The organism is Streptomyces sp. NPDC051555, from assembly GCF_044454405.1.
Taxonomy (GTDB): Bacteria; Actinomycetota; Actinomycetes; order Streptomycetales; family Streptomycetaceae; genus Streptomyces.
The window spans coordinates 67,677-91,677 of the sequence record NZ_JBITDP010000026.1 but is presented as its reverse complement, the minus strand read 5'-3'; the positions used below and the strand labels follow the sequence as shown (position 1 = coordinate 91,677).

Annotated in this window: 21 protein-coding genes and 1 pseudogene; 7 read left to right on the top strand and 15 right to left on the bottom strand. The window is 74.1% G+C overall.

The annotated features are described in order from the left end of the window. Positions 1–115: 115 nt before the first annotated feature. From ACIBEA_RS36205 to ACIBEA_RS36195, 3 genes are all read right to left on the bottom strand, one after another. The gene (locus tag ACIBEA_RS36205; RefSeq protein WP_399267453.1) at positions 116–1,432 is read right to left on the bottom strand and encodes an HRDC domain-containing protein; all 1,317 of its coding nucleotides are present in this window, start codon (positions 1,430–1,432) and stop codon (positions 116–118) included. Positions 1,433–1,580: 148 nt separating this feature from the next. Then, positions 1,581–2,243 (bottom strand): LuxR C-terminal-related transcriptional regulator, encoded by a 663-nt coding sequence (locus ACIBEA_RS36200; protein WP_399267452.1) that lies wholly within the window; start codon positions 2,241–2,243, stop codon positions 1,581–1,583. 320 nt (positions 2,244–2,563) lie between these two features. Next, a complete protein-coding gene (locus ACIBEA_RS36195) occupies positions 2,564–3,214 on the bottom strand; it encodes a DUF3000 domain-containing protein (RefSeq protein ID WP_399267451.1) in 651 nt (216 codons plus the stop codon). Between the two features lie 91 nt (positions 3,215–3,305). Here ACIBEA_RS36195 and hemE point away from each other — a divergent pair, with 91 nt between their 5' ends. Beyond that, entirely contained in the window at positions 3,306–4,370 is a 1,065-nt protein-coding gene (gene hemE / locus ACIBEA_RS36190) for a uroporphyrinogen decarboxylase (protein WP_399267450.1), read from the top strand. Between the two features lie 144 nt (positions 4,371–4,514). On the opposite strand, the gene ACIBEA_RS36185 is transcribed toward hemE, so the two are convergent. Then, positions 4,515–5,900, bottom strand: coding sequence for an FAD-dependent oxidoreductase (locus ACIBEA_RS36185; protein WP_399267449.1), 1,386 nt, complete (start codon positions 5,898–5,900; stop codon positions 4,515–4,517). Between the two features lie 60 nt (positions 5,901–5,960). Continuing rightward, positions 5,961–6,908: a DUF4349 domain-containing protein gene (locus tag ACIBEA_RS36180; protein WP_399267448.1), complete on the bottom strand. Its 948-nt coding sequence runs from the start codon at positions 6,906–6,908 to the stop codon at positions 5,961–5,963. Positions 6,909–7,060: 152 nt separating this feature from the next. On the opposite strand from ACIBEA_RS36180, the gene hemG reads away from it, so the two are divergent. Next, positions 7,061–8,584 carry a protoporphyrinogen oxidase gene (gene hemG / locus ACIBEA_RS36175; protein WP_399267447.1) on the top strand — a complete coding sequence of 508 codons (1,524 nt, stop codon included), beginning with the start codon at positions 7,061–7,063 and terminating at the stop codon, positions 8,582–8,584. Positions 8,585–8,607: 23 nt separating this feature from the next. Beyond that, entirely contained in the window at positions 8,608–9,321 is a 714-nt protein-coding gene (hemQ, locus tag ACIBEA_RS36170; protein ID WP_399267446.1) for a hydrogen peroxide-dependent heme synthase, read from the top strand. A 112-nt stretch (positions 9,322–9,433) separates the two neighbouring features. Here the strand turns inward: hemQ and ACIBEA_RS36165 are convergent, their stop codons facing one another. The 7 genes and pseudogenes from ACIBEA_RS36165 to ACIBEA_RS36135 form a co-directional block, all read right to left on the bottom strand. Further along, complete coding sequence (locus ACIBEA_RS36165; RefSeq protein WP_399267445.1) at positions 9,434–11,164, bottom strand: alpha/beta hydrolase; 1,731 nt, start codon at positions 11,162–11,164, stop codon at positions 9,434–9,436. 82 nt (positions 11,165–11,246) lie between these two features. Next, positions 11,247–12,029 carry a TIGR04222 domain-containing membrane protein gene (locus ACIBEA_RS36160; RefSeq protein ID WP_399267444.1) on the bottom strand — a complete coding sequence of 261 codons (783 nt, stop codon included), beginning with the start codon at positions 12,027–12,029 and terminating at the stop codon, positions 11,247–11,249. Between the two features lie 85 nt (positions 12,030–12,114). Continuing rightward, a complete protein-coding gene (locus ACIBEA_RS36155; RefSeq protein ID WP_399267443.1) occupies positions 12,115–13,206 on the bottom strand; it encodes a TIGR04222 domain-containing membrane protein in 1,092 nt (363 codons plus the stop codon). After that, on the bottom strand, positions 13,203–14,657 hold the full coding sequence (locus ACIBEA_RS36150; protein WP_399267442.1) for a DUF692 domain-containing protein: 1,455 nt from the start codon (positions 14,655–14,657) through the stop codon (positions 13,203–13,205). The genes ACIBEA_RS36155 and ACIBEA_RS36150 overlap by 4 nt, the downstream gene beginning before the upstream one ends. Positions 14,658–14,813: 156 nt before the next feature. Continuing rightward, positions 14,814–15,554 (bottom strand): aminoacyl-tRNA hydrolase, encoded by a 741-nt coding sequence (locus ACIBEA_RS36145; protein ID WP_399267441.1) that lies wholly within the window; start codon positions 15,552–15,554, stop codon positions 14,814–14,816. 75 nt (positions 15,555–15,629) lie between these two features. Continuing rightward, positions 15,630–16,469 carry a glycosyltransferase family 2 protein gene (locus ACIBEA_RS36140; RefSeq protein ID WP_399267475.1) on the bottom strand — a complete coding sequence of 280 codons (840 nt, stop codon included), beginning with the start codon at positions 16,467–16,469 and terminating at the stop codon, positions 15,630–15,632. 47 nt (positions 16,470–16,516) lie between these two features. Continuing rightward, positions 16,517–17,873 (bottom strand): annotated as a pseudogene (locus ACIBEA_RS36135) (tetratricopeptide repeat protein). Positions 17,874–18,121: 248 nt separating this feature from the next. On the opposite strand from ACIBEA_RS36135, the gene ACIBEA_RS36130 reads away from it, so the two are divergent. Genes ACIBEA_RS36130 through ACIBEA_RS36115 form a run of 4 tightly spaced genes read left to right on the top strand, consistent with a single transcriptional unit; the run spans position 18,122 to position 20,498 of the window. Continuing rightward, positions 18,122–19,174 carry an NAD-dependent epimerase/dehydratase family protein gene (locus tag ACIBEA_RS36130; protein ID WP_399267440.1) on the top strand — a complete coding sequence of 351 codons (1,053 nt, stop codon included), beginning with the start codon at positions 18,122–18,124 and terminating at the stop codon, positions 19,172–19,174. 37 nt (positions 19,175–19,211) lie between these two features. Further along, complete coding sequence (locus tag ACIBEA_RS36125) at positions 19,212–19,571, top strand: hypothetical protein (protein WP_399267439.1); 360 nt, start codon at positions 19,212–19,214, stop codon at positions 19,569–19,571. Further along, positions 19,561–20,235, top strand: a complete 675-nt coding sequence (locus ACIBEA_RS36120) for an AIM24 family protein (protein ID WP_354379188.1) — start codon at positions 19,561–19,563, stop codon at positions 20,233–20,235. The genes ACIBEA_RS36125 and ACIBEA_RS36120 overlap by 11 nt, the downstream gene beginning before the upstream one ends. A 53-nt stretch (positions 20,236–20,288) precedes the next feature. Further along, the gene (locus tag ACIBEA_RS36115; RefSeq protein ID WP_399267438.1) at positions 20,289–20,498 is read left to right on the top strand and encodes a hypothetical protein; all 210 of its coding nucleotides are present in this window, start codon (positions 20,289–20,291) and stop codon (positions 20,496–20,498) included. Between the two features lie 26 nt (positions 20,499–20,524). Here the strand turns inward: ACIBEA_RS36115 and ACIBEA_RS36110 are convergent, their stop codons facing one another. The 3 genes from ACIBEA_RS36110 to ACIBEA_RS36100 all read right to left on the bottom strand — a co-directional run bounded on the left by ACIBEA_RS36110 (position 20,525) and on the right by ACIBEA_RS36100 (position 23,844). Continuing rightward, the gene (locus ACIBEA_RS36110) at positions 20,525–21,415 is read right to left on the bottom strand and encodes a polysaccharide deacetylase family protein (RefSeq protein WP_399267437.1); all 891 of its coding nucleotides are present in this window, start codon (positions 21,413–21,415) and stop codon (positions 20,525–20,527) included. Between the two features lie 17 nt (positions 21,416–21,432). Next, the gene (locus ACIBEA_RS36105) at positions 21,433–22,380 is read right to left on the bottom strand and encodes a PPK2 family polyphosphate kinase (protein ID WP_399267436.1); all 948 of its coding nucleotides are present in this window, start codon (positions 22,378–22,380) and stop codon (positions 21,433–21,435) included. A 90-nt stretch (positions 22,381–22,470) separates the two neighbouring features. Continuing rightward, entirely contained in the window at positions 22,471–23,844 is a 1,374-nt protein-coding gene (locus ACIBEA_RS36100; protein WP_399267435.1) for an alkaline phosphatase PhoX, read from the bottom strand. Between the last annotated feature and the right edge of the window lie 157 nt (positions 23,845–24,001).

Below are 24,001 nucleotides of genomic sequence, written 5' to 3'. Positions count from 1 at the left end.
GTCCGGCGCCGAGGGCCCGGAGCACGGCCCCGGTGCGGGTGCCGAGCCGCGACAGACCAAGAACCCCCGGTCCGCCGGACCGGGGGTTCTGTGTGCGCAGGGGCTGGGGACGGGGTCAGTCGGTGGCCGATTCAGTGGCCGAGTCGGTGACCGATTCGGTGACCGAGAGGGCCGTCACCAGCGCCGGGGCGACCTGCTCGATCTGCCAGGCGCGGGCTCCGTAGGAGGCCAGGGCCTCGGCCACGGAAGCGTCGGAGACCGGGAAGGGGGGCTCCCAGCACAGCCGCCGGACGCTGTCCGGGCTGATCAGGTTCTCTTGGGGCAGGTTCAGGCCCTCGGCCAGCGCGGAGACGGCCGTGCGGGCCGCCGCCAGCCGGGCCGCGGCGGCCGGGTCCTTGTCCGCCCAGGAGCGCGGCGGCGGGGGGCCGGCCGGGGTGGCCCCGGGCTGCGGCAGCTCGTGCTCGGGCAGGGCCTTGGCGCGGTCCACGGCCGCCATCCACTGCTCCAGCTGGCGCCGGCCGATCCGCTGCCCGTAACCGGGCAGGGCGGACAGTGCCTGCACGTTGAGCGGCAGGGCGAGGGCGGCCTCGACGATCGCCGCATCGCCCAAAACCTTGCCCGGGGATACGTCACGTCGCTGGGCGATCCGGTCGCGGGCCTCCCACAATTCGCGGACGACGGCCATCTGCCGGCGGCGCCGCACCTTGTGCATTCCGGAGGTCCGCCGCCAGGGGTCCTTGCGCGGCGGGGCGGGCGGGGCGGCGGCGATGGCGTCGAACTCCTGGTGGGCCCAGTCGAGCTTGCCCTGCCGGTCCAGCTCCTTCTCCAGCGCGTTGCGCAGGTCCACCAGGAGCTCCACGTCCAGGGCGGCGTAGCGCAGCCACGGCTCCGGCAGCGGGCGGGTGGACCAGTCGACGGCGGAGTGGCCCTTCTCCAGTGCGTAGCCGAGCACGCTCTCGACCATCGCGCCGAGCCCGACCCGGGGGAAGCCGGCGAGGCGCCCGGCCAGCTCGGTGTCGAACAAGGAGGTGGGCACCATGCCTATTTCGCGCAGGCACGGCAGGTCCTGGGTGGCGGCGTGCAGGATCCACTCGGTGCCGGACAGCGCCTCGCCGAGCGAGGAGAGGTCGGGGCACCCCACGGGGTCGATCAGCGCGGATCCGGCCCCTTCACGACGGAGCTGCACCAGGTAGGCGCGCTGGCCGTAGCGGTACCCGGAGGCGCGCTCGGCGTCGACGGCCACGGGTCCCGTGCCCGCTGCGAAGGCCGCGACCACGCGGGCGAGGGCCTCTTCGTCGGCGACCACGGGAGGGATGCCCTCGCGCGGTTCGAGCAGGGGGATGGGCAGCCCATCGGACGAAACCTCGTCGTCCGGGGGGCCGCCCCCGGTGGTGGTGCGCAGGTCTGCTGCGGTCTCTTGGGCGTCGGTCACCGCTCAAGGGTATCGGTGGATGCGGCGCGCCCGTCGCCGGAACGTTCCGGCGACGGGCGCGAGGTGGGAAGGCGGACGTTCCCCCGGGTGCCCCGGTGTGCCGTCCGGTGATGACCGGGGGCCTGGGCCGGGGACCCTGGGGACGGGGTCAGTGGATGATCCCGGTCCGCAGTGCGACGGCGACCATCCCGGCCCGGTCGCCGGTGCCCAGCTTGCGGGCGATCCGGGCGAGGTGGGACTTGACGGTCAGGGCGGACAGGCCCATCGAGACGCCGATGGCCTTGTTGGACTGGCCCTCCGCGACGAGGCGCAGGACCTCGACCTCGCGGCCGGACAGCTCGCGGTAGCCGCCCGGGTGGCTCGGGGCACCCGGGGGGCGGCGGTGCATCCGGGCGGCGGCCGCACCGATGGGCGCGGAGCCGGGCCGGCTGGGGAGCCCGATGTTGGTACGGGTTCCGGTGACGACGTAGCCCTTGACTCCGCCCGCGAGGGCGTTGCGTACCGCGCCGATGTCGTCGGCGGCGGACAGGGCCAGGCCGTTGGGCCAGCCCGCGGCACGGGTCTCGGAGAGCAGGGTGAGACCGGAACCGTCGGGCAGGTGCACGTCGGCCACGCAGATGTCGCGCGGGCTTGCGACACGGGGGCGGGCCTCCGCGATGGACGAAGCCTCGATGACGTCACGAACCCCGAGAGCCCACAGGTGGCGGGTCACGGTGGAGCGGACGCGCGGGTCGGCCACGACAACCATGGCCGTCGGCTTGTTCGGGCGGTAGGCGACCAGGCTTGCGGGCTGCTCGAGAAGAACGGACACCAGGCCTCCTGAGGGAGTGGCGAGTGGATGGCGGCCGGGGAAGGAGCCGCTACCCACCGTGCGGATGGTCACTCACTCCTTCGGCACGTCACCCGCCCGGCTTTAGGGAATGATCACGATTTAGTGAGTAACAATTCGGGCAATTCGGACGCGCGATCGATCAAGGGTTGATCAGAAGACCGCAACGGACGCCCCGTTCTGACAGCCGGTCACCGGCGCGGGCGGGGGCCTGTCGGTCCCGCCGGGGCCGTGGCGGCCGAGGCCGGGGCGCCGCGCGACCACCCGCAGGGGCCGCGCGACAGGGCCGTCCGGCCCCTTCGCTACGGGTGGTGCGGACCGCGCCGCTGTGGCAGGGAGACCACCGCCGTGTCCACGGGCCCGACCGGCGGCAGCCCCGCGGTCTGGCACAGCAGGTCGCACCAGGCGGCCAGGTGGGCCGCCGTGTCGGGCACCCCGCCCACCCCCTCGCGGGGCGTCCACGAGGCTCTGATCTCGATCTGCGTCGCGGGCCGGCGCTCCGCGAGCCCGCCGAAGTAGTGCGACCCGGCCATCGTCACCGTGCCGCTCGCCTCCCCGTACGTCAGCCCGCGCGCGTCCAGCGCCCCGGTCAGCCAGGACCAGCACACCTCGGGGAGGAGCGGGTCGGCGGCCATCTCCGGCTCCAGTTCCGCCCGTACGAGCGTCACCAGCCGGAAGGTCCCGTGCCAGGCGTCGTGCCCGGACGGGTCGTGGAGCAGGATGAGCCGCCCGTCGGCGAGGTCGTCCTCGCCGTCGACGACCGCGGCTTCCAGCGCGTAGGCGTACGGAGCCAGTCGCTGGGGCGGTTTCGTCGGGTCGATCTCGATCCCGGGGCGCAGCCGCGCCTTCTTCAAGCCGTCGACCGCCCGCCGGAACGGGAGCGGGACGGAGCTCTCCTTCGCGCTGTCCACACCGTCAGCGCCATCTGAAAATCGTCCCTGAGCCGCAGCCATGCGGGGAAGACTAGGCGCAGCGGGCGCCCGTACGGCGCAGGGACACCCGCGCCGGGCCGGGCACTTCTTCATACGTGCGAAGATTTGGGTCGTGAGCGCCAACGAGAGCCCGAAGGGCACGCCGAGTCAGACGTACGATTCCGCCTTCCTGAAGGCCTGCCGCCGCGAGCCGGTACCGCACACGCCCGTGTGGTTCATGCGCCAGGCGGGGCGCTCGCTCCCGGAGTACCGCAAGGTCCGCGAGGGCACGCAGATGCTGGAATCCTGCATGCGGCCCGACCTGGTCACCGAGATCACGATGCAGCCGGTGCGCCGCCACGGCGTGGACGCGGCCATCTTCTTCTCCGACATCGTGGTCCCGCTGAAGGCCATCGGCATCGACCTGGACATCAAGCCGGGCGTCGGCCCGGTCGTCGCCCAGCCGATCCGCCGCCGCGAGGACCTCGCACAACTGCGCGACCTCACCCCCGAGGACGTCTGGTACGTCACCGAGGCCATCGGCCTCCTCACGAGTGAACTCGGCGGCACGCCGTTGATCGGTTTCGCCGGTGCGCCGTTCACCCTCGCGAGCTACCTCGTCGAGGGCGGCCCGTCCAAGAACCACGAGCACACCAAGGCCCTGATGTACGGGGATCCGGAGCTGTGGGCGGACCTGCTCGACCGGCTGGCCGAGATCACCTCCGCCTTCCTGAAGGTCCAGATCGAGGCGGGCGCCTCCGCGGTCCAGCTCTTCGACTCCTGGGTCGGCGCGCTCGCCCCGGCGGACTACCGCCGCTCGGTGATGCCCGCCTCCACGAAGGTCCTGGAGTCCGTCGCCTCCTACGGGGTCCCGCGGATCCACTTCGGCGTGGGCACGGGCGAGCTCCTCGGCCTCATGGGCGAGGCCGGCGCGGACGTCGTGGGCGTCGACTACCGGGTCGCGCTGGACGACGCCGTGCGCCGGGTCGGCCCCGGCAAGGCGCTCCAGGGCAACCTGGACCCGGCGGTCCTCTTCTCCACCACCGAGGCCGTGGAGGCCAAGACCCGCGAGGTCCTGGACGCGGCCGCCGGCCTGGAGGGCCACATCTTCAACCTGGGCCACGGCGTCCTCCCCACGACCGACCCGACGGCCCTGACCCGCCTGGTGGACTACGTCCACACGCAGACGCAGCGCTGACCCCACCGGGGCTCCGCCCCGGACCCCGGTCCTCAAACGCCGGACGGGCTGAAATACAGCCCGCCCGGCGTTTGAGGGCGTCTTTTCAGCCTCGCCGGCGTTCGAGGCGCGGGGTCCGGGGCGGAGCCCCGGGGGTGGCGGGGGTCAGACCCCAGCCGACCGCACCGCCGCCACCGCCTTGCGCGCGGCGACCAGGACCGGGTCCCACACGGGGGAGAACGGGGGCGCGTAGCCAAGGTCCAGCGAGACGACCTGGTCGACCGTCATCCCGGCCGTCAGCGCCACCGCGGCGATGTCCACCCGCTTCGCGGACCCCGCCCCGCCCACGATCTGGACCCCCAGCAGCCGCCCCGAGCGCTGCTCGGCCAGCATCTTGACCGTCATCTCCGCCGCCCCCGGGTAGTACCCGGCCGTGTTCGTGGAGCGGATCGTCGAGGTCACGAAGCGCAGGCCCACCTCCCGCGCGTCCCGCTCCCGCAGGCCCGTGCGGGCGATCTCCAGGTCGCACACCTTGCTCACCGCGGTGCCCACCACGCCGGGGAAGGTCGCGTAGCCGCCGCCCACCCCCGAGCCGATCACCTGGCCGTGCTTGTTGGCGTGCGTGCCCAGCGGGATGTGCCGGGTGCGGCCCGACACCAGGTCCAGCACCTCCACGCAGTCCCCGCCGGCCCAGACGTTCTCGTGCCCCCGCACCCGCATGGCGAGGTCCGTCAGCAGCCCGCCCGACTCCCCGAGCGGCAGCCCGGCCGCCCGGGCCAGGCCGGTGCGCGGCTCCACGCCGATGCCGAGCACCACCACGTCCGCCGGGTACTCCTCGCCCGTCGCCGTGGCCACCGCCCGGGCCCGGCCCTCCTCGTCGGTGAGGATCTTCGTGACCTCGGCCCCCGCCACCGTACGGATCCCCATCGCGTTCATCGCGGAGTGCACCAGGCCGCCCATGTCCGGGTCCAAGGTGGCCATCGGCTGCGCGCCCCGGTGCAGGACGGTCACCTCGAAGCCCCGCAGGACCAGGGCCTCCGCCATCTCCACGCCGATGTAGCCCGCGCCGACCACCACCGCGCGCCGGACGTCCCCGCGTTCCAGGGTGTCCATCAGGCGCTGCCCGTCGTCCAGGGACTGGACGCCGTGCACCCCCTGCGCGTCGATCCCGGGCAGCCGGGGGCGGACCGGGCGGGCGCCGGTCGCCAGGACCAGCCGGTCGTAACCCGTCCAGGACTCGGACCCCGATTCCAGATCCCGGGCGCGCACCCGCTGGCCGGCCAGGTCCAGCTCCAGCACCTCGGTCCCGGTGCGCAGGTCGATCCCGCGCGCCCGGTGTTCCTCGGGGGTACGGGCGATCAGCTCGTCCGGCCCGGCGACGGCCCCGCCGATCCAGTACGGGATCCCGCACGCGGAGTACGAGGTGAAGTGCGACCGTTCGAAGGCGACGATCTCCAGCTCCGCCGGGCCCTTGAGCCGCCGCGCCTGCGACGCGGCGGACATCCCCGCCGCGTCGCCGCCGACCACCACCAGTCGTTCCGTCGCCGCCATCGCCCCTACCGTCCCTCCGTCGTCCTGCGCGTCGGTGACACGCTACGTCCGAACGGACGTTCAGTCCGTCACGCCCTCCTGCGATTCCGGCGGCGCCGCGGCGGACCCCGGCGCGCGCCGCCCGCGCAGCACCCGCCATCCGAGGTGGAGCAGCGCGGCGGCCCCGGCGAAGGGCAGCACTGCCCCGAAGGCCAGCACGATCCACCGCAGCGCTGTCGTGAAGACCGACCAGCCGCCACCGAGCGCGTCCGTGAAGCCCGCCTCGTCGTCCTCGCCGGCCCCCTCGACCTGCCGCGGCTGGGCGACCTCCAGGGTGATCGTGCCGAGCGAGGTCTGGTCCTTGAGAGCCGTCTGTTGCGCCAGCAGCGACTCCAGGTCGGACTGGCGCCGGCTCAGTTCGCCCTCCAGCAGCACCACGTCACCGATCGCCGTGGCCTTCTCCATCAGCTCCCTGACCCGCACCACGCTCGCCTGCTGGGACTTCACCCGGCTGTCGACGTCCGCGACCTTCTGTGTCACGTCGAGCGCCTCGACCTTGCGGCCGAGCAGCTTGCCGCTGCCCTCCAGCGCGGTGAGGACCGCGTCGAACCGGTCCGCCGGCACCCGCAGGGTCAGCGACGAGGTCAGCGCCCCGTCTGCGTCGCGCCGGGTGCTCTCGCCGCCCACGAACCCGCCCGCGCTCTCGGCGGCGGACCGGGCCGCGGCCAGGGCCCCCTGGGCCTGCGCGGTCTCGATCGAGAGGGTCGCCGTACGGATGACCTGCGGGCGCCCGGCCACGGGCTGCTGCGGCCCCTTGCCCTGGTCGGCCGCGGCGGAAGGGGCGGCCGGGGGAGCGGGGGCCGCGCCGCCGGCGCCCTCGGCGTCCTGCCGGGCCGCCCCGGGGGCCGCCGCCGAGCTCTTGTCCCGGGCCGCGGAGTCCGCGCCGCATCCGGTGAGCGCGAGCGCCCCGGCCAGGGCCAGGGCCGCGAGCAGGTGCGTGGTTCTCTTCGTCGGACGGTCGGTGTGCACGGTGGGTCCCCCCGAGGGTTCGGCCGGTGTCCACCCTTCGACGCGCGCCGCCCCGCGCGGGTTTCACCGGCCGGCCGCGGACCGGTCCCGATGCGGTCACGGTCCGGCCACGGTGATCGGTCTGAGACGATGTGTCCATGCAGGAAGCGGACATGAGTACGGGCGGACGCGCCGACGCCGACCCCGATGGGCGGCGCGGCTCCGGCCGGCCCGGCCACGCGGTGGTCATCGGTGGCGGCATCGCCGGACTCGCGGCGGCCCACCGGCTGCTCGCCACCGGCGCGCGGGTGACCGTACTGGAGGCCGGCGCGCGGCTCGGCGGCAAGCTGCACGCCGGGGAACTCGCCGGGCTCCCCGTCGACCTCGGCGCCGAATCCGTGCTCGCCCGCCGCCCCGAAGCCGTGGAGCTGGCCCGGGCCGTCGGCCTCGGCGACGCCCTCCGGGCACCCGCCACCGCCACCGCCGCCCTGTGGACCCGCGGCGCCCTGCGGCCGATGCCGCGCGGCCACGTCATGGGCGTCCCGGGCGACCCGGCCCTGCTGGCCGCCTCGGGCGTGCTCTCCGCCGAGGGCCTCGCCCGGATCTCCGCCGACGCGGACCTCGCCCCCACCGAGCTGGGCGAGGACGTGGCCGTCGGCGCGTACGTCGCCGCCCGGCTCGGCCGCGAGGTCGTGGACCGGCTCGTGGAACCGCTGCTCGGCGGGGTCTACGCCGGGAACGCCTACCGGATCTCGATGCGGGCCGCGGTGCCCCAGCTCTTCGAGGCCGCCCGCACCCACCGCTCCCTCGCCGAGGGCGTACGGGAGATCCAGCGCCGGGCCGCCGAGCGGCCGCAGGACACCGGCCCCGTCTTCGCGGGCATCGAGGGCGGCATCGGCCGCCTCCCGCTCGCCGTCGCCGCGGCCTGCCGCGCCGCCGGGGCGCGGATCCTGACCGGGGCGCCCGTGCGCGAACTGCTGCGCACGCCCGCGGGCTGGCGCGTGGTGACCGGCGGCTCCGGCACCGCCCCGGCCGAGGTCATCGAGGCCGACGCCGTGGTCCTGGCCACCCCCGCGGGCCCCGCGGCCGCCCTGCTGGAGCGCCTCGCGCCCGCGGCCGCCGGCGAGCTGCGCGAGGTCGACTACGCCTCGATGGCGTTGGTCACCCTGGCCTTCCGGCGCTCCGAACTGCCGGCCGGTCTGACCGGCAGCGGCTTCCTGGTGCCGCCGGTGGACGGCCGCACCATCAAGGCGTCGACCTTCTCCAGCAACAAGTGGGCCTGGTCGGGCGCCGATCGCGACCTGTTCCTGCTGCGCACCTCCGTCGGCCGCCACGGCGACGAGGCCGTCCTGGAGCGGGAGGACGCCGAGCTGGTCGACGTATCGCTCGCGGACCTCGGCGAGGCCGTGGGGCTGGCCGCCCGCCCGGTGGCCTCGGCCGTCACCCGCTGGACCGGCGGACTGCCGCAGTACCCGGTCGGGCACCTGGACCGGGTGGCCCGGATCCGGACGGCCGTCGCGGGCCTGCCCGGGCTCGCGGTGTGCGGCGCGCTGTACGACGGCGTGGGCATCCCGGCGTGCGTCGCCAGCGCGTACCGGGCCGCCGACGCGGTGGCCGGGACACTGGCCGCGGGGCACTCCGGCGCGGTCGCGGCGGGTTCCGCGGGCGCGTTCGGCACCCCAGGCACAGAGCACTGATCAGGACACGGGACAATAGGCACATGACTGCACCAGAGAAGATTCCCAACGCGGGGAAGAAGGCCAAGGACCTCAACGAGGTCATTCGCTACACCCTGTGGTCCGTCTTCAAGCTGAAGGACGTCCTCCCGGAGGACCGCGCCGGTTACGCCGACGAGGTCCAGGAGCTGTTCGACCAGCTCGCCGCGAAGGACATCACCGTCCGCGGCAGTTACGACGTCTCCGGCCTGCGCGCCGACGCGGACATCATGATCTGGTGGCACGCCGAGACCTCGGACGAGCTGCAGGGCGCCTACAACCTGTTCCGCCGCACCAAGCTGGGCCGCGCGCTGGACCCGGTGTGGTCGAACATGGCCCTGCACCGCCCGGCCGAGTTCAACAAGTCGCACATCCCGGCCTTCCTGGCCGACGAGAACCCGCGCGACTACGTCAGCGTGTACCCCTTCGTACGCAGCTACGACTGGTACCTGCTGCCCGACGAGGACCGTCGCCGCATGCTCAAGGACCACGGCATGATGGCCCGCGGCTACCCGGACGTGCGTGCCAACACCGTCGCCTCCTTCTCGCTGGGCGACTACGAGTGGATGCTGGCCTTCGAGGCCGACGAGCTGTACCGCATCGTCGACCTCATGCGTCACCTGCGCGCCTCCGAGGCCCGCATGCACGTCCGCGAAGAGGTGCCCTTCTACACCGGGCGCCGCAAGTCCGTCGCCGATCTGGTGGCCGGGCTCGCCTGATACCTCCCCTGGGGGGAAGGACCGGAAGACCGCGTGTTCAGACCGACGCGGCTTCCGGGGATCGGGAGGCCCTGCCCCCGAATCGACGCAGCCGGAGATCCCGCCCGGAAGTTCAGACGACTGGCGGCAGCGGCACCCTTCGGGTGCCCGCTGCCCGGTCGTCCAGCGACACCGGTGCGGGCTCCGGATGCGGCGCGCACGCGACGCGCCACCCCGCCGTGGCACCCGTGAGCAAGTACCGCTCCACGTGCCGGTCCACGCAGCCGTTGCGTCCGCCGACCACTCCGTGGGTACCGGCCCCCGTCTCCGTGACCAGCGCGGCCTGCGGCCCGAGCCGCCGCTGGAGTTCCAGCGCCCCCGGGTAGGGGGTCGCCCCGTCCCGCTCCGCGGCCACCACCAGCGTCCGGGGCAGCGCCGCGCGCACCCCCTCGCCCGCGTTCACGCCCCCGCCCCCGCCCCCGCCCCCGCCCACGTCCACCGGGCGCTGCCGTTGCGCGGCCGCCGGCCAGGAGGCGCAGGGCAGGTTCAGGAAGGCGTTGGACCAGGTCTCGAAGGGTGCGGTCCGGGCCAGTTCGGTGTTGTCGCGGTCCCAGGTCGCCCAGTCCGCGGGCCAGGGCGCGTCGTTGCACAGCACCGCCGTGTAGACCGCCCGCGCGTTCTCCTCCTCGGCGGCCGCCGCCGGGTCCGGCCCGGCCTGCTCGACCAGCGGCCCGGAGTCGCCGCGCAGGTAGGCGCCGAGCGCCGCCGCCCGCCGCGGCCAGACCTCGTCGTAGTACGCCGTCCGCAGGTACGCCGCCTGCAACTCGCCGGTGCCGACGACCCCGCCCGCGGGCTCGCGGGCCACCGCCGCCCGCACCCGCTCGTAGCTCGCGCCGACCGCGGCGGCCGTACGGCCCAGCCCGTAGACGTCGTGGTGGCGGGCCGCCCAGGCGCGGAAGTCGGCCCAGCGCCGCTCGAACGCGGGTGACTGGTCGAGGTTGTTGCGGTACCAGATCCGCGCCGGATCCGGATCGACCGCCGAGTCGAGGACCAGGCGGCGCACCTGGCCCGGGTAGAGCGTCGCGTAGACCGCCCCGAGGTAGGTCCCGTACGAGGCCCCCAGGAAGTTGAGCCGCGCCTCGCCCAGCGCGGCGCGCAACACGTACAGGTCCCGGACGTTGTCGAGGGTGGTGTAGTGCGCCAGCGCCGCGCCCGCCCGCCGCGCGCAGCCCCGTGCGTACTCCTCGGCGGCCGCGAGCCGTTGCCGCTTGTAGGCCGGCGAGGGCCGCTCCGGGACCTGGGTGGGACCCTCGGGCCGCGCCGCCGGGTCCCGGCAGGAGAGCGGGGCCGAGCGGCCGACCCCGCGCGGGGCGTAGCCGACCAGGTCGTAGGCGGCGGCGACGCGCTGCCACTCGGGCAGGTCGGCGACGAGCGGGAAGTACATGCCGGAGGCGCCGGGGCCGCCGGGGTTGTGGACGAGGGAGCCCTGGCGGGTGCCCCGGTCGCCGGTGGCGGTGACCCGGCTGACGGTCAGCGAGATCTGCGGCCCGTCGGGGCGGGCGTAGTCGAGCGGTACGCGCAACAGGGCGCAGCGCACGGGGGCGGCGAGCCCCTCGCTCGCGGGGCAGGCGTGGAAGTCGAGCCGGTGCGCGGTGGCCCGGCGGGCGACGACCTCGGCCCCCAGGCGCCCGGCGCGCTCGCCGGCGGTCTCGGCGTGCGAGGTGGTCGGCGCGGTGGCCGGCTCGGCGTGGGGGACGGGGCGGGGGCCGGGGCCCTCGGCGGCCCGGGCGGCGGCCGTCGGTACGCACAGGGCGAGGGAGAGGAGCGCCGCGGCGGCTCCGTGGCGGGTCGGTGTCGTCCGCATGGCGGCCCCTGTCGTCTCATCGGATGAACCGATGGGACGACAGGCCGGTGCGCTTGTACAGGATCACCGCCGGGTGTCGCGCTCAGTACTCCCGTTGCCGCGGGAGCGTCCCCCGGTTGCCGCGGGACAGTGCGGCGCGCAGGCCGGGATCCCCGACGGCGCGCACCCCGCGCACGGCGATGGCGGCGAGCGGTTCGCCGCGCCCGCGCTCGCGGGCCAGGGCGGTCAGCAGCTTCTGCCCGGCGGGGGAGGCCCACGCGGAGTAGGGATGGGACTCGAAGCGGGCGATGCCCAGGCAGCCCAGCGTGAGGATCAGCGGCAGCGCGAACCAGCACATGATGAAGGTGGGGGAGGCGCCGCCGGAGGGCACCAGGAGGGAGGCCGCGGCCATCACGAGGACCAGCGCGCCGGCCCCGCGCACCGCTTCGACTCCGGAAGCGATCCCGGCCCGGGCGTCCTCGGGCAGGGCGAGCCCGGCCGCGCCGAGCCGGTCGGCGAGCGCCCGTACGGCTTCGTGGGCGGCCACCGCGGTGCGGACGGACTCCACCGGCGACTGCCCGTCGGGGCCGAAGGCGTCCAGCACCGAACGCTCCAGCGGATCGCGGCCGACCGGATCCAGTACGGTCGCCCACCCGGTGCGGGTCAGCAGCAGGCGCCGTTGGCGCTCCATGGAGAGCAGCGTCAGTTCGGCGACCCGCCGGGGACCGCCCGCCAGGTAGGCGACCTCGTACAGGTTCAGTTCGTCGTGGGGGTGCGCGGTGGCACCGGGGGCGGGCGGCGCGTCGTCGGTCGCGGCGCTCAGCAGGCGGGCGCACGACAACAGCGCTCCGGCCCAGGCCGTCAGGAGGAACAGGACCCAGAACATGGCCTGATTTCTACAAGATGTTGAAGCTCCTGGTCGGGGGTGGTGCCGAGGTGTGAACACCTCGTGATGCGCTCGTGATGAAGGGTCAGGAACTGCTGGAACAGCTGGAACCGGACGAACTGCTGCAACTCGAACCGCTCGAACTGCTACAGCTGGAACCGCTGGAGCTGCCGCAACTGGAGCTGGAGCCGCCGCAGCTCGAACCGCCGGAGGAACTCCCGCAGCTGCTCCCCGAGGAGCCGCAACCCGATCCCGTCGATCCCGAACCGCCGCAGCTCGACCCGGAGGTCCCGCCGCAGCCGCTCGCTCCGCCGCCGTCGCTCCCGGCGCACCATACGACGGGCAGGACGTCGGCGGAAGACCCGGACCCGTGCGCGTCGTGGGAGCTGCGGGAAGCCCTGGACGAGGAGGTGGCGCGGGCGCCGCCGAGCCGGGCGGCGGGCAGCAACTGCGCCCGCAGGTACGGGTCCCGGACGCCCGTCAGCCCGAACAGCGCGGCCTGGACCGGCGCGCCGCGCTCGCGCGCGTGCTGGGCGCGCATCTCGTTCAGGGCCCGTCGCCCGGCCGTGGTGATCCGGCCCCGCGCCCGGGAGGCGCCCACTCCGCCCGCCACCGCGCCGCCCAGCAGGGCGGGGAGCACCTCGACGACGAAGGGCACGTGGAAGGAATCGTCGATCGGACCCGCGAACTGCACGATGGTGGCCGCGACCGCCAGCGGGAAGCCCAGCAGGCAGACGACGACCTGGACGAGCCCCCAGCGCCGCCAGATCCGGCCGGTGCCGGGCAGGGCGATCAGCCCGCGGTCGGCCAGGTCGTCGCCGATCTCCTGGACGGCGGGATCCCGCATCGCCGCCAGCCGCAGCAGGTGCAGCGCCCCCGAGGGCGCCGTGGAGTGCGCCAGGAGCACCGCACGTTCGGCCGGGTCGTGGGCCCGTACCCCGGGCAGGGCGTGGACGATGCCGGGACCGCCGACGACGAGTCGGCCGTCGCAGAGCAGCGAGACGAGCGCGGCGTCGACCACCCGGCCCGGGCCGCCGGAGAGGAAGGCGGCCTCGGAGAGGTCGTGCAGCCGGGGCACGGGACCGGCCGGGCGGGTGCGGAAGCGACGGATCCCCAGGTGCAGCGCGAGCGAGGAGACGAGGACGGCCACCCAGACGCAGCCGGCGAGCGCGTTCATCTCGTACCCCGTCCCGCAGCAGCGGCGGCAGCGCCGGCGGCGGCGTCCGTGGAGCGGTCGGCGGGCACCGCACCGGCGTGCGCGCCGGACGCGGGGTGCACGGGGTGCGCGGGGTGCGCGGTACCGGTCGCGCCCGGCCGCGGCGGCCTGCGCCGCCAGGGCAACAGGGCCCGCGCCCAGCGCGCCAGCGGCCCGACGGGGCGGACCCCGGCCCGGTCCTGCCACCACTCGGTGAGCCGTTGCCGCGCCGCCGGGTCCTCGGGCAGGTCCTGGATGAGGAGGTGCTCGGCGAAGTCGAGCGCGTCGCGCCGGTAGCCACCGGTCATGGGACGGGTCCGGGCGTACCGCAGGAAGGACTCGCGGTAGGCGGCCGCCCCCAGCACCTCGACCAGTTCGGGCGCCAGCTTGCGCACCACCCCGGCGCGCTTGGCGGCGAGCGCGCGCGACTGCACCCGCAGCCGCTGCCCGTCGAAGCCCTCGGGTACGGGCGTTCCGGCGACCAGCGCCGACAACAGGGCGGCCTGGCCCAGCCCGACCCGGGTGCGCACGGCCGGGAGGTCGGCGGCGACGGTGGTGGTGGTGGCGGGGCGGGTGCGTGCGGGGGCGTCCGGGGCGCCGGGCCGCGGGTCCCGGTCGCGGCGCCGGACCACCGCGCGGATCGTGCTCAGCTCGCCCGCCAACTCGGCCTCCTGCGGGAAGTCGTCGTCGCGCTCCAGCAGCACCCCCGGCGGGTCCACCCGCTCGCGCAGCTGCGCCAGGAGGTCGAGGACGACCGGTGCGACGGGGTGCGCGTGGGTGTCGTGCCAGACCCCGTCGCGTTCCACCCCGCCCGCGACGTGGACGTACGCCAGCGCCTCCAGCGGGATCGCGTCGAGCGCGGCCAGCGGGTCCTCGCCCCGGTTCACCCGGTTCGTGTGCAGGTTGGCCACGTCGATCAGGAGCCGTACCCCGGTCCGCTCGACCAGCTCGGCGAGGAACTGGCCCTCGGTCAGCTCCTCGCCCGGCCAGGAGATCAGTGCGGCGATGTTCTCCAGGGCCAGCGGGACCGGCAGCGCGTCCTGGGCGATCCGCACGTTCTCGCACAACACGTCCAGGGCGTCCCGGGTCCGGGGCACGGGCAACAGGTGCCCGGCCTCCAGCACCGGCGAGGAGGTCCGTACGAAGGCGATGTGCTCGCTCACCAGCGGCGCGCCCAGGGCCACCGCCCGCTCGGCCAGTGCGGCGAGCCGGGCCGGGTCGGGGCGGTCGGCGCCGCCGAGCCCCAGGCCGACGCCGTGCGGAACGACCGCGGTGCCGCGCTCGCGCAGCCGCAGCAGCGACGCGGGCAGGTGGCCCGGGCAGATGTTCTCGGCCACCACCTCGACCCAGTCCAGGTCCGGCAGCCGTTCCACCGCTTCCGCGATCTCGGGCCGCCAGCCGATGCCCACCCCCAGGTGTGCCGTGCGCTCCATGTACCCCTCGCCCCCTTCCAAGCGGTCCGTCGCCGGTGTCATGACCCCGGCGAAGAGCAGCCAACCGCAGGGAGGGACGTTCAGAGCAACATTTGAGGTTCCGCACAACGGTCCGCGGATGGGGCGGACCGGCAGGACCGCTCTCGCGGGCGACCGCTACCGCAGCCGTGCGCGCAGGACCGGGTGGTCGGAGACCACCGTGCAGGAGCCCGGTGCGATCTCGGTGAAACCGGCGTCCCGCACCACCGGCAGTCCGCTCCCGGCCAGCTCGGCCCAGCGCTCGGGACCGGCCGTCCGCACGGCGAGCCGGAAGCCGTCCGCCCGCCAGGCCGCCCGCTCGGGCCCGGTCAACTCCCACCAGGCGAGCTGCGCCGCGTGCCCGACCTGGGCCATCTCCTTGCCCGCCGACATGTCCAGCTCGGGGTTGAGCCACAGCACGGGCACCCCGGGCTCCGCCGGCGCCGCGGGCTCCGGGTCGTCCAGGTCCGTGCCGGACACCTGGAGCTTGGCGAGTTCCTTGGGCCAGCCGTCCAGCGGGACCGGCGGGAACACCCGGACCTCGGACTCCCCGCCCCGCACCGTGATGCCCGGCAGGGTCTGGGCCTTGCGCCACTCCGCCCCGCGCGCCCGGCGCACCACCTTGCGGATCCGCGCGTCCTGCCAGTCGTGCACAGCCCGGGCCCACTCGCCCTCGCCGAGCGCCCGCTCGTCCGAGAGCAGCACCAGCACCGCGCGGGCCGCCGTCTCCAGCGCGTCCGTCCGGGCCGGCGGCGCGGTCTTCTCCAGCCGGACCACCAGCGGCAGCACGAACTGCGGCGCCTCGTCGCGGGCGAGGCGCTCCGGAAGGAACGGCTGCTCAGGCTCGACGATGTCGCGGGCGGTGTCGTGGGCGCTCATTCGGCCAAGTCTGCCACCCCGGCCGCGAGCCTCCGACTTCAGGAGGCCGTCGGGGCGCCCCGGCACTCGGGCCCGTCAGATCACGGGGGGTCGGCCCAATCGGGTCATCCTCCACACCGTCCGCCACCGCATGGGCCGCCGCGGTGGACACGGCACCCGTACCCCTTCGAAGAAGCCGGCCCACCATGCCGCCAGGCCGGACAGCGGGGGTCGCTGGGCCAGTGTGTACGCGGCCCAGGTCCCGAGGTAGATCGGCACCAGGGCGGCGGGCAGGTGCCGCTTGGCCAACCAGACCCGGTTCCGGCCGGTGTTGCGGTAGTAGACCGCGTGCCGGGACGCCTCGGTACGCGGGTGTTGCAGCACCATGTCCGCCCGGTAGTCGATGGCCCAGCCGGCGTCCAGCGCCCCCCAGGCGAAGTCGGTCTCCTCATGTGCGTAGAAGAACTGGTCGGGGAAGTCGCCGACCAGGTCGATCACGCTCATGCGGATGGCGTGGCCGCCGCCGAGGAACGTGGTCACCGGCCCGGACACCAGTGGGTTCTTGCCGCCCAGGCGGGGGACGTGCCTGCGCTGACTCGCCCCGGTTTCGTCCGCGATGCGGAAGCCTGCGATGCCGAGGCGTGGGTCGCCGGCGAACGCCTCCCGGACCAGCCGGAACGTGTCCGTGCGGGGCAGCAGACCATCGTCGTCCAGGACCACCACGATGTCCACGCCGCCCCGCTCGCGCAGCCACCGCACGCCGACGTTCCGTCCGCCGGGGATGCCCAGGTTCTCCGGCAGCTCCACTCCGGCCACACCGTCCGGCAGCGAAGGCAGGGGAACGCCTTGGCCGAGGACCACGACGGTGGCCGGGTCGCCATCCTGGGCGGCGACCGAGTCGAGCAGGGCCCGCAGCTCGGCGGGCCGGTCGCCCATGGTCAGCACCACGACCCCCAACGTCGACGTCGCGCTGTTCGTGCTGGTCACGCGTGGCCCTCCAGTAGTTCGGTGGCGCGCTGGTCCAAGGCCGCGGCCCCGGCCACGCCGCGCTTGCGGTAGCAGGCCGCCGATCTGATCGTCTTGACGGCCCGCCTGTTGCGGTCGGAGACCACGCCGCCCATGAAATCCAGGGACCGGGCCCACAGGCCCACGGCTTCCTCGTACCGGTGCTGCCCGGCCACCGATCGCCCCAGGTTGGCCATGGTCAGCCCGTGCTTGAGCTGGTACGTGCCCGGTGTGCGGCCCGCCAGGGCCCGCCGGTAGTGCCGTTCGGCCGCCGCGTGGTCGTTCATTGCCGTCAGGGTCTTTCCCATGTGGGAGGCGACCGTGGCCGCCACGGGACCCGAGGCGGCGGCGTAGGCGGGGACCGGGTCCCGGGTGTCCGTGACGGCGTCTTCGGCCGCCAGTAGGGCGCGCGCCGCCTTGGCGCCTTGGCCGCTGGCCCCGTACGCCCTGGCACAGGTCACCAAGAGCAGTGCCTCGGTCCGCCGGTCCACTCTCCCTGATGCCCGGTCCAGTGCCGCTCCGGCCAGCTCGGGGCACGATCGGGGATGGCCGAGGTCAAGAGCCTGATGGGTCAGGGCGCGCATCATCCACGCCGCATGGCCGTTCGGGTCGGCCTCACAGGCGAGCTGGTAGCCCAGAAGGTAGTACCTCTGCGCGGCACCGTCCCGTCCCAGGTCGTGGTGTTTCCAGCCGACCAGGCAAGCCAACTGGGCCGCTGCCCCGAATGCCTCGGAGCGGACCGGGGCGGAGGGGAACCGGGCGGTCAGCATCGGTGCGACGGTATCGGTCAGATAGGCGGTGACGGTGGTCAAGCCGTGGCCGCCGCCCATCCGTTCGTCCACGCTCCGAAACGTCTCGGTGAGCTGCCGGACCGTCGTCACCTCGGCCGGGCCGACGCTGCCACCGCCCTCGGCCGCTCTGATCGTCGCCGCGACCGCTTCGTGGTCGTACCTCAGCGGCAGACGGACGGCGGCGGCGGTGAACGCGGCGCCGAGGAAGTCGCGGCGACGTTGCATGACGGATCTCCCGAGATCGGCGATGACGGCCAGCGGATCGGTTTCGATGGCCCCGTCGGACGTCGCAGCCTAGACCGATCTCGGCGACCGTCACCCTCCGCTTCGTCCTTCTCGTCAGGGCCTCGGCGATGTAAGAGGGCGTCGGCCCGGAGGGCGTACCGCCCGCGACCCAGTAGGCGACGGCCGACGGCCCGGTACTCAATTGCCGGCCGGCCTCGGCCGCCACGGAGCGGATCTCCCTGGCCAGCGCGTAGTACGTGGAGCCGGACTCGGCGATCACGTCCGCCAGGGCGCGGTTCGGTGTCCGGTCTCCTGCCAACGTCGGCCCCCTCGGAAGCGATCTTGAACGGGTTGAACGGGTTCCCCCCCGCCCTCACCGTACTCACTTTCCGTGTATGCGAGTTCACTGTTCATCACGCGCCCGGGGCTGCACCACCGCTCCTTCCGATGGGTCCGCCTCTGCCTCGGGCGATGCCTGCCGGGGTGGCGGGGAGGCGGTCCCGAGCCGGCCCGGTCGGAACTTCTCCGCAACTCGTTTCCCTTACCTCCGAATCCGAGGAGACCACCGTGCCCCTGACCGACGCTCACCCGTCCGCCGCCCTCGCCGGATCGACCGTGGTGGTCACCGGGGGTGGGGGCCTGGTCGGCTCCCGCATCAGCGCCCGCCTTCGCGCGGCTGGGGCGCGCGTACTCGCTGTGGGCAAACTCGACGCCTACCCCGCCACCGTCTATGCCGAGCTGTTCGGTGTTCACATCACCGATCAGGACACCATCGTGGGCGACATCGCCGACGCCACCCTGATGAACCACGTCGTCCGGGCCGCCGACTACGTCGTGCACGCCGCAGCCGTCGCAGACGTGGCCGCCTGTACCCGCAACCCGATGGCAGCGATTCAGACCAACGTCACCGGTACCCAGGTCCTCTTGGACGCGGTCCGCCGTCGCAACGACCGCGTGCGCCGGTTCGTGTTCGTCTCCTCTGCGGCCGTCTACGGCAATGGCGACCCCAAGCGCCACGATGTGCAGCGGTGGAACGAAGACCTGCCCCTTGCCCCGCTGTCGGTGTACGCGAACACCAAGGCGTGGGGCGAGGCGCAGACTGCCCTCATTCTGGGCAAGGCCAACGTCTCCCACACCTCGGTCCGCTACTTCTCCGTCTACGGCGAACCCCAGACCGTCAAGGATGGGTCGCATTCCTGGGTCGTCGCCTGGATGACGATGCGCGCGAAGCTCGGTCTTCCCCTGCACCTGAACGGAGGCGGCCGACAAGTCCGCGACTTCGTGCACGTCGAAGACGTCGCCGAGGCCACCATCCGGGCCATGCTCGCCCCAGGCGCCGACCGGCAGACGCTCAACATCGGCACCGGCCGGGCCACGTCCGTTCGGGACGTGGCCCAGCTCATCCGCAACCGCTACCCCGACGCGGAGTTCCAGGACCGGCCCTCGCCCGAGGGCGACCCGCTGGGCGGGACGGCCGACACGGCCCGCATGACGGCCGCTTTGGAATGGGAGCCCCGGATCACGGTGGCCGAGGGCGTGGCCCGCTACGTCGCCTGGCTCGACAGCACTCCGGGCGCCCTTCCCGACTTCCTGCGGCGCGAGGCCGCCGAAACGGCCTGACCCCTCTCGCCACCCCGACGAAGATCAGGAGAGCCAGATGCCCGATTCCATCCGCATCGGAGACTTTGTGCGCGGACCCGTGGCGACGGGCTTGCACGCGACCGGCTACGCCAAGATCGGCGAGTTCGAGCTGTCCGACTTCCTCACCCGCTGGGACGAGGTCCAAACGGGCAGCATGATCACTCTCGGCCCTGGGATCGCCGTCGGCCGGCGCTCCGTCATCGCCTCGAGCGTCTGCATGGGCAGTGCCGTGGTCCCCCCTGCCAGCGTCGTGCGCTCCTCCTCACCCGAGGTCGTCATCGAGCCTCGCCGCATGCCACCCCCGCCGTCGGCCTCCGACTTCAGGTGGATGTCCGGGAGGGGCTTCGCGGGCGAGGATCCTCTGCATGAAGAGTGATCTTTTCGCATCGGAGAACCTGGCCCAGGCGCCCACCGCCCCCGGCATGGAGCTGCAGAACGCCAAATCCGTCAAGTACACCGTCAACGGTGAAATGCTCGCCCGCCAGGGCGCGATGATCGCCTTCCGGGGCAACCTCCAGTTCGAGCGCAAGGGCCAGGGCATCGGGGGCATGCTCAAGCGCGCGGTCACCGGCGAGGGGCTGCCCCTGATGTCGGTCCGCGGACAGGGCGAGGCCTGGTTCGCGCACCAGGCCGGGAACTGCTTCATCGTCGAGATGGAGCAGGGCGACGCGCTGACCATCAACGGCCGCAACGTCCTGTGCTTCGACCCGACCCTGTCCTACGAGATCAAGATGGTGAAGGGCGCCGGAATGACCGGCGGCGGCCTCTTCAACAGCCTCTTCACCGGCTACGGCAAGCTCGCCCTGGTCTGCGACGGCAACCCGATCGTCATACCGGTCACCGCGCAGGCGCCCGTCTACGTCGACACGGACGCGGTCGTCGGCTGGAGCGCCCAGCTGGAGACCGGGCTGCACCGCTCGCAGTCCGTCGGCTCGATGATCCGCGGCGGCTCCGGCGAGGCCGTCCAGCTGATGCTGCGCGGCGAGGGCTTCGTCATCGTCCGCCCGAGCGAGGTCACGGAGGCGGCCGCCGCCCACTGACCGGGCGACCGCCGACACGGTACCCGGCGGCGCGGCCGGGTACCGTCGTGGGCATGGACCAGCCGCAGGACCCGCAGCGCCCGGACGAGGGCGCGTCGTACTGCCCCGCCCCGGCCACCCCGGCCGGGCGCGTGCCCGGACCGCCCTACGCGGACTGCCTGGAGTGTGGCGAGCCCACCGAATACGGCGTCGCCACCCCGGGCGTGGTCCTGTGCCCGGTATGCGAATGGCAGGACGCCCAGCGCACGGCCTGCTCCGGCTAGACCGACCGGTCTTCCGCGGCGGAACGTCACTTCCCGATCAGGTCGGAGACCTTCGCGAAGCGGTAGCCGCGCTTGCGGAGTTCCGGGACGATCTTGCGGATGGCCTCCTCGGTCACGGGGGCGGCGCTGCGCGTGCAGTGCATGACCACCACCGAACCGGGCTTCACCCCGGCCAGCACCTGTTCGGCCACCGCGTCCGGGTCCTTGGCGAAGGCGTCCCCGCTGACCACGTCCCACTGGACCGCCGTGACCTTGGCCGTGGCCAGGACGCGCAGGGCCTGGTCGTCGTAGCAGCCGCCGGGGAAGCGGAAGTACGGGACGGTGTTGACCGCGCCCGCCTTGCGGAAGGCCTCGAAGGCACGGTCCACGTCGGCGCGGGCCGCGGCGCCGTCGAGCGCGGGCAGGCCGTAGCAGGGGGACTTGAAGGCGTGGTGGCTGTAGGAGTGGTTCGCGATCTCGAAGTTCGGGTCGGTACCGATGGCCTTCGCCTGGTCCGGGTACTCCTCGGCCCAACGGCCCGTCATGAAGACGGTGGAGGGCACCTTCAGCTGGCGCAGCGTGGAGATCAGCTGCGGGTTGTCGAAGTGCTCGCCGCCCGCCGCGCGCGGCCCCTGGTCGGAGGTCATGTCGGCGTCGAAGGTGAGCGCGACGGTCTTGTCCGTCGTCTGCCGGGAACGCTCGAAGACCGGGGTCAGCCCGCCCGGACCGGGGGCGATCGTGGGCGGCTTGGAGGGGGCTGCCGCCGAGGCGCCGGGAGAGGCGCCGGACGAGGGGGAGCCGGAGGGCGCGGCCGAGGCGGGCGCACCCGTCCGGGCGGGTGCGGAGGCGGCCCCCGGGGTGGCCGAGCCGCCCCCGCAACCCGCGAGGGCGGCACCGAGCGCGGCTACAACGGCCACTTTGCGTACAGAAATGGTCACGTACGCAAAATATATGACTATGAGGTAAGCAGGCGGGAGCGGCACTCGTCCACGTCGAAGTCGGCCGCGGGATACTCCGGCGCGAGGGCCTCCAGGTGCTCCAGGAGCAGCGCGCCGATCGCCCAGTTGCGGTACCACTTGCGGTCCGCGGGTACGACGTACCAGGGCGCGGCGGCACTGGCGCAGCGCTCCAGGGCCAGCTCGTAGGCCTCCTGGTAGGCGGGCCACACGCTGCGCTCCTCGATGTCCCCCGGGTTGAACTTCCAGTGCTTGGCGGGGTCGTCCAGGCGGGCCAGCAACCGCTCGCGCTGCTCCTCGTAGGAGATGTGGAGGAAGACCTTCAGCACGCTCACGCCGTCCTCCGCGAGGGCCTTCTCGAACCGGTTGATCTGCGCGTAGCGGCGGCGCACCTGACTGCGCGGCGCCAGCTCGCGGACCCGGGCGATCAGGACGTCCTCGTAGTGCGAACGGTCGAAGATGCCGATCTCCCCCGGCTGGGGGAGGGCCTTCTTGATCCGCCAGAGGAAGGGGTGCTCCCGCTCCTCCTCCGTCGGCGCCTTGAAGGCCCGGATCCGGCAGCCGGAGGGGTTGAACAGGCCGATCACGTGCTTGACCGTGCCGCCCTTGCCGCTGGTGTCCATGCCCTGGAGCACGAGCAGCACCCGGCGGCGGTCCCCGGCGGTGCTGGCGGCGTAGAGGCGCTCCTGGAGCTCGGCGAGCCGCTCGCCCATCGCGGCGGCGGAGGCCAGGGAGGCAGCCTTCCCGCCCGGGACGCCGGGTGTCGACCGGGTGTCGATGTGCGCCAGCTGGACGGTCTCCCCGAGGGACACCCGGAGCAACGGCGCGACGGGCACGTCCGCCTCCCGTCCCGCCTCCCGTCCCGCCTTCCGTCCGGCCTCCCGTCCCGCCTTCGGCTTCTTCTCCTGCTTGGCCTTCGTCTCCGCCTTCGCCTTCGCTTTGGCCATCACTACCCCCATCACGCCGGTTTCGTCCGATCTTGCACCACATCGAACGGGGCCGCGACGGGGCGCGACGGGGCACGAGGGCGTGCGGGGTCAGTGCCAGGGGCCCGTCACCGCGAACGTCGTGCCCGGGGCGTAGGCGTTGACGTACATCGTCCGACCGTCCGGGGCGAAGGTGACCCCCGCGAACTCGCCCCACTCCGCCGTGCCCGCCGTGCCGATGTCGTCCGCGTTGCGGGCCATCGCGTACACCGTGCCGGTCCGGGTCAGCCCGAAGACGTACTGTGCCCCGCCGCCGTCCTCGCACACCATCAGGCCGCCGTCCGGGGCCAGGCAGATGTTGTCCGGCGAGTCCCCCGGCAGCCGTACGTCCGTGGCCGGGCCGAAGACGACCTCCAGGCGGATCCGGCCGCGCACGGGGTCGTGGGACCAGACCTGGCCGAAGTGGTCGGCGGCGGCCCCCTCGCGGCTGCGGGCGAAGCTGGAGACGAAGTGCACCACGTCCCCGCCCCAGTAGCAGCCCTCCAGCTTCTGCGCGTGCGTGATGCCGCCCGGGCCGAAGTCCTGGAACCGGATCGGGGTGCGGGCGGCCGACGGGTCGGGTACGGGCACCCACTCGACCGGGAACTCCGTCCCCGGCTCCGTCACGACGGCCAGGTCCGCCACCCCCCGCACCCGCATCGCCTCCAGCACGCCCCCCGCCCGCAGCGAACCGGGCCCGCCCAGCGGGCGGCGCGGCAGGAACCGGTAGAAGAGCCCGAAGGGCTTCACGAAGGCGTCCTCGGTCTCGTAGACCACGCCCCGCACCGGGTCCACCGCCACGGCCTCGTGGGCGAAGCGGCCCAGCGCCGTCAGCGGCACCGCCCCCGAGCGCCGCGGATCGGCCGGGTCGACCTCGAAGACGTACCCGTGGTCCTTCGCGTACCCGGCGACGCCCGCGGTGTCCTCGGTCTCCTCGCAGGTCAGCCAGGTGTTCCAAGGGGTGCGTCCGCCCGCGCAGTTGACGGCCGTGCCCGCGATGCCCACCCGTTCGCCGACGACCTCGCCCGCCGGGCAGAGCTCGATGACGGTGCAGCCGCCGAGCGCGGCCGGGTCGTAGGTGAGTCCCTCGACGGGCGGGACGCGCAGCGCGGCGGTGGTCCGGTTCTCGTGGTTGCGCACCAGCCGCACCCCGCCGGACGTGGTGGCGAAGGCCGCCATGCCGTCGCAGTTGGCCGGGACGACGCCCTCACCGGAGCGCATCCGGTCGCCGGCCCGGGACAGCACCCGGTAGCGGAACCCCGCGGGCAGGTCCAGCAGCCGGGCCGGATCCGGTACGAGCGGCCCGTAGCCCCCCGCGGGGGGCGCGGGCGGCGCCGAGCGGGCGCTCGCTCCGGCGGAGGCGGTGAAGAGGGCGCCCAGCGCGCCCGTGAAGGCGATGGCGGCCGTACCGCCTGCGGCGAGCAGGCTGCGTCGGGTGGTGGGCATCGGCAACTCCCCATGGCGGGACCGGAGGTGGTTCCGGGCCGTCGTACCACGGGGGCGCGCCGGGCGGGCCGCGGCGCGGGCGGGCCCGGCGCGGCGTCACACCTGCGGGTGCCCGCCCGGCCCGGCCGCCCACCGGCCGCCCACCGGCCGCCCACCG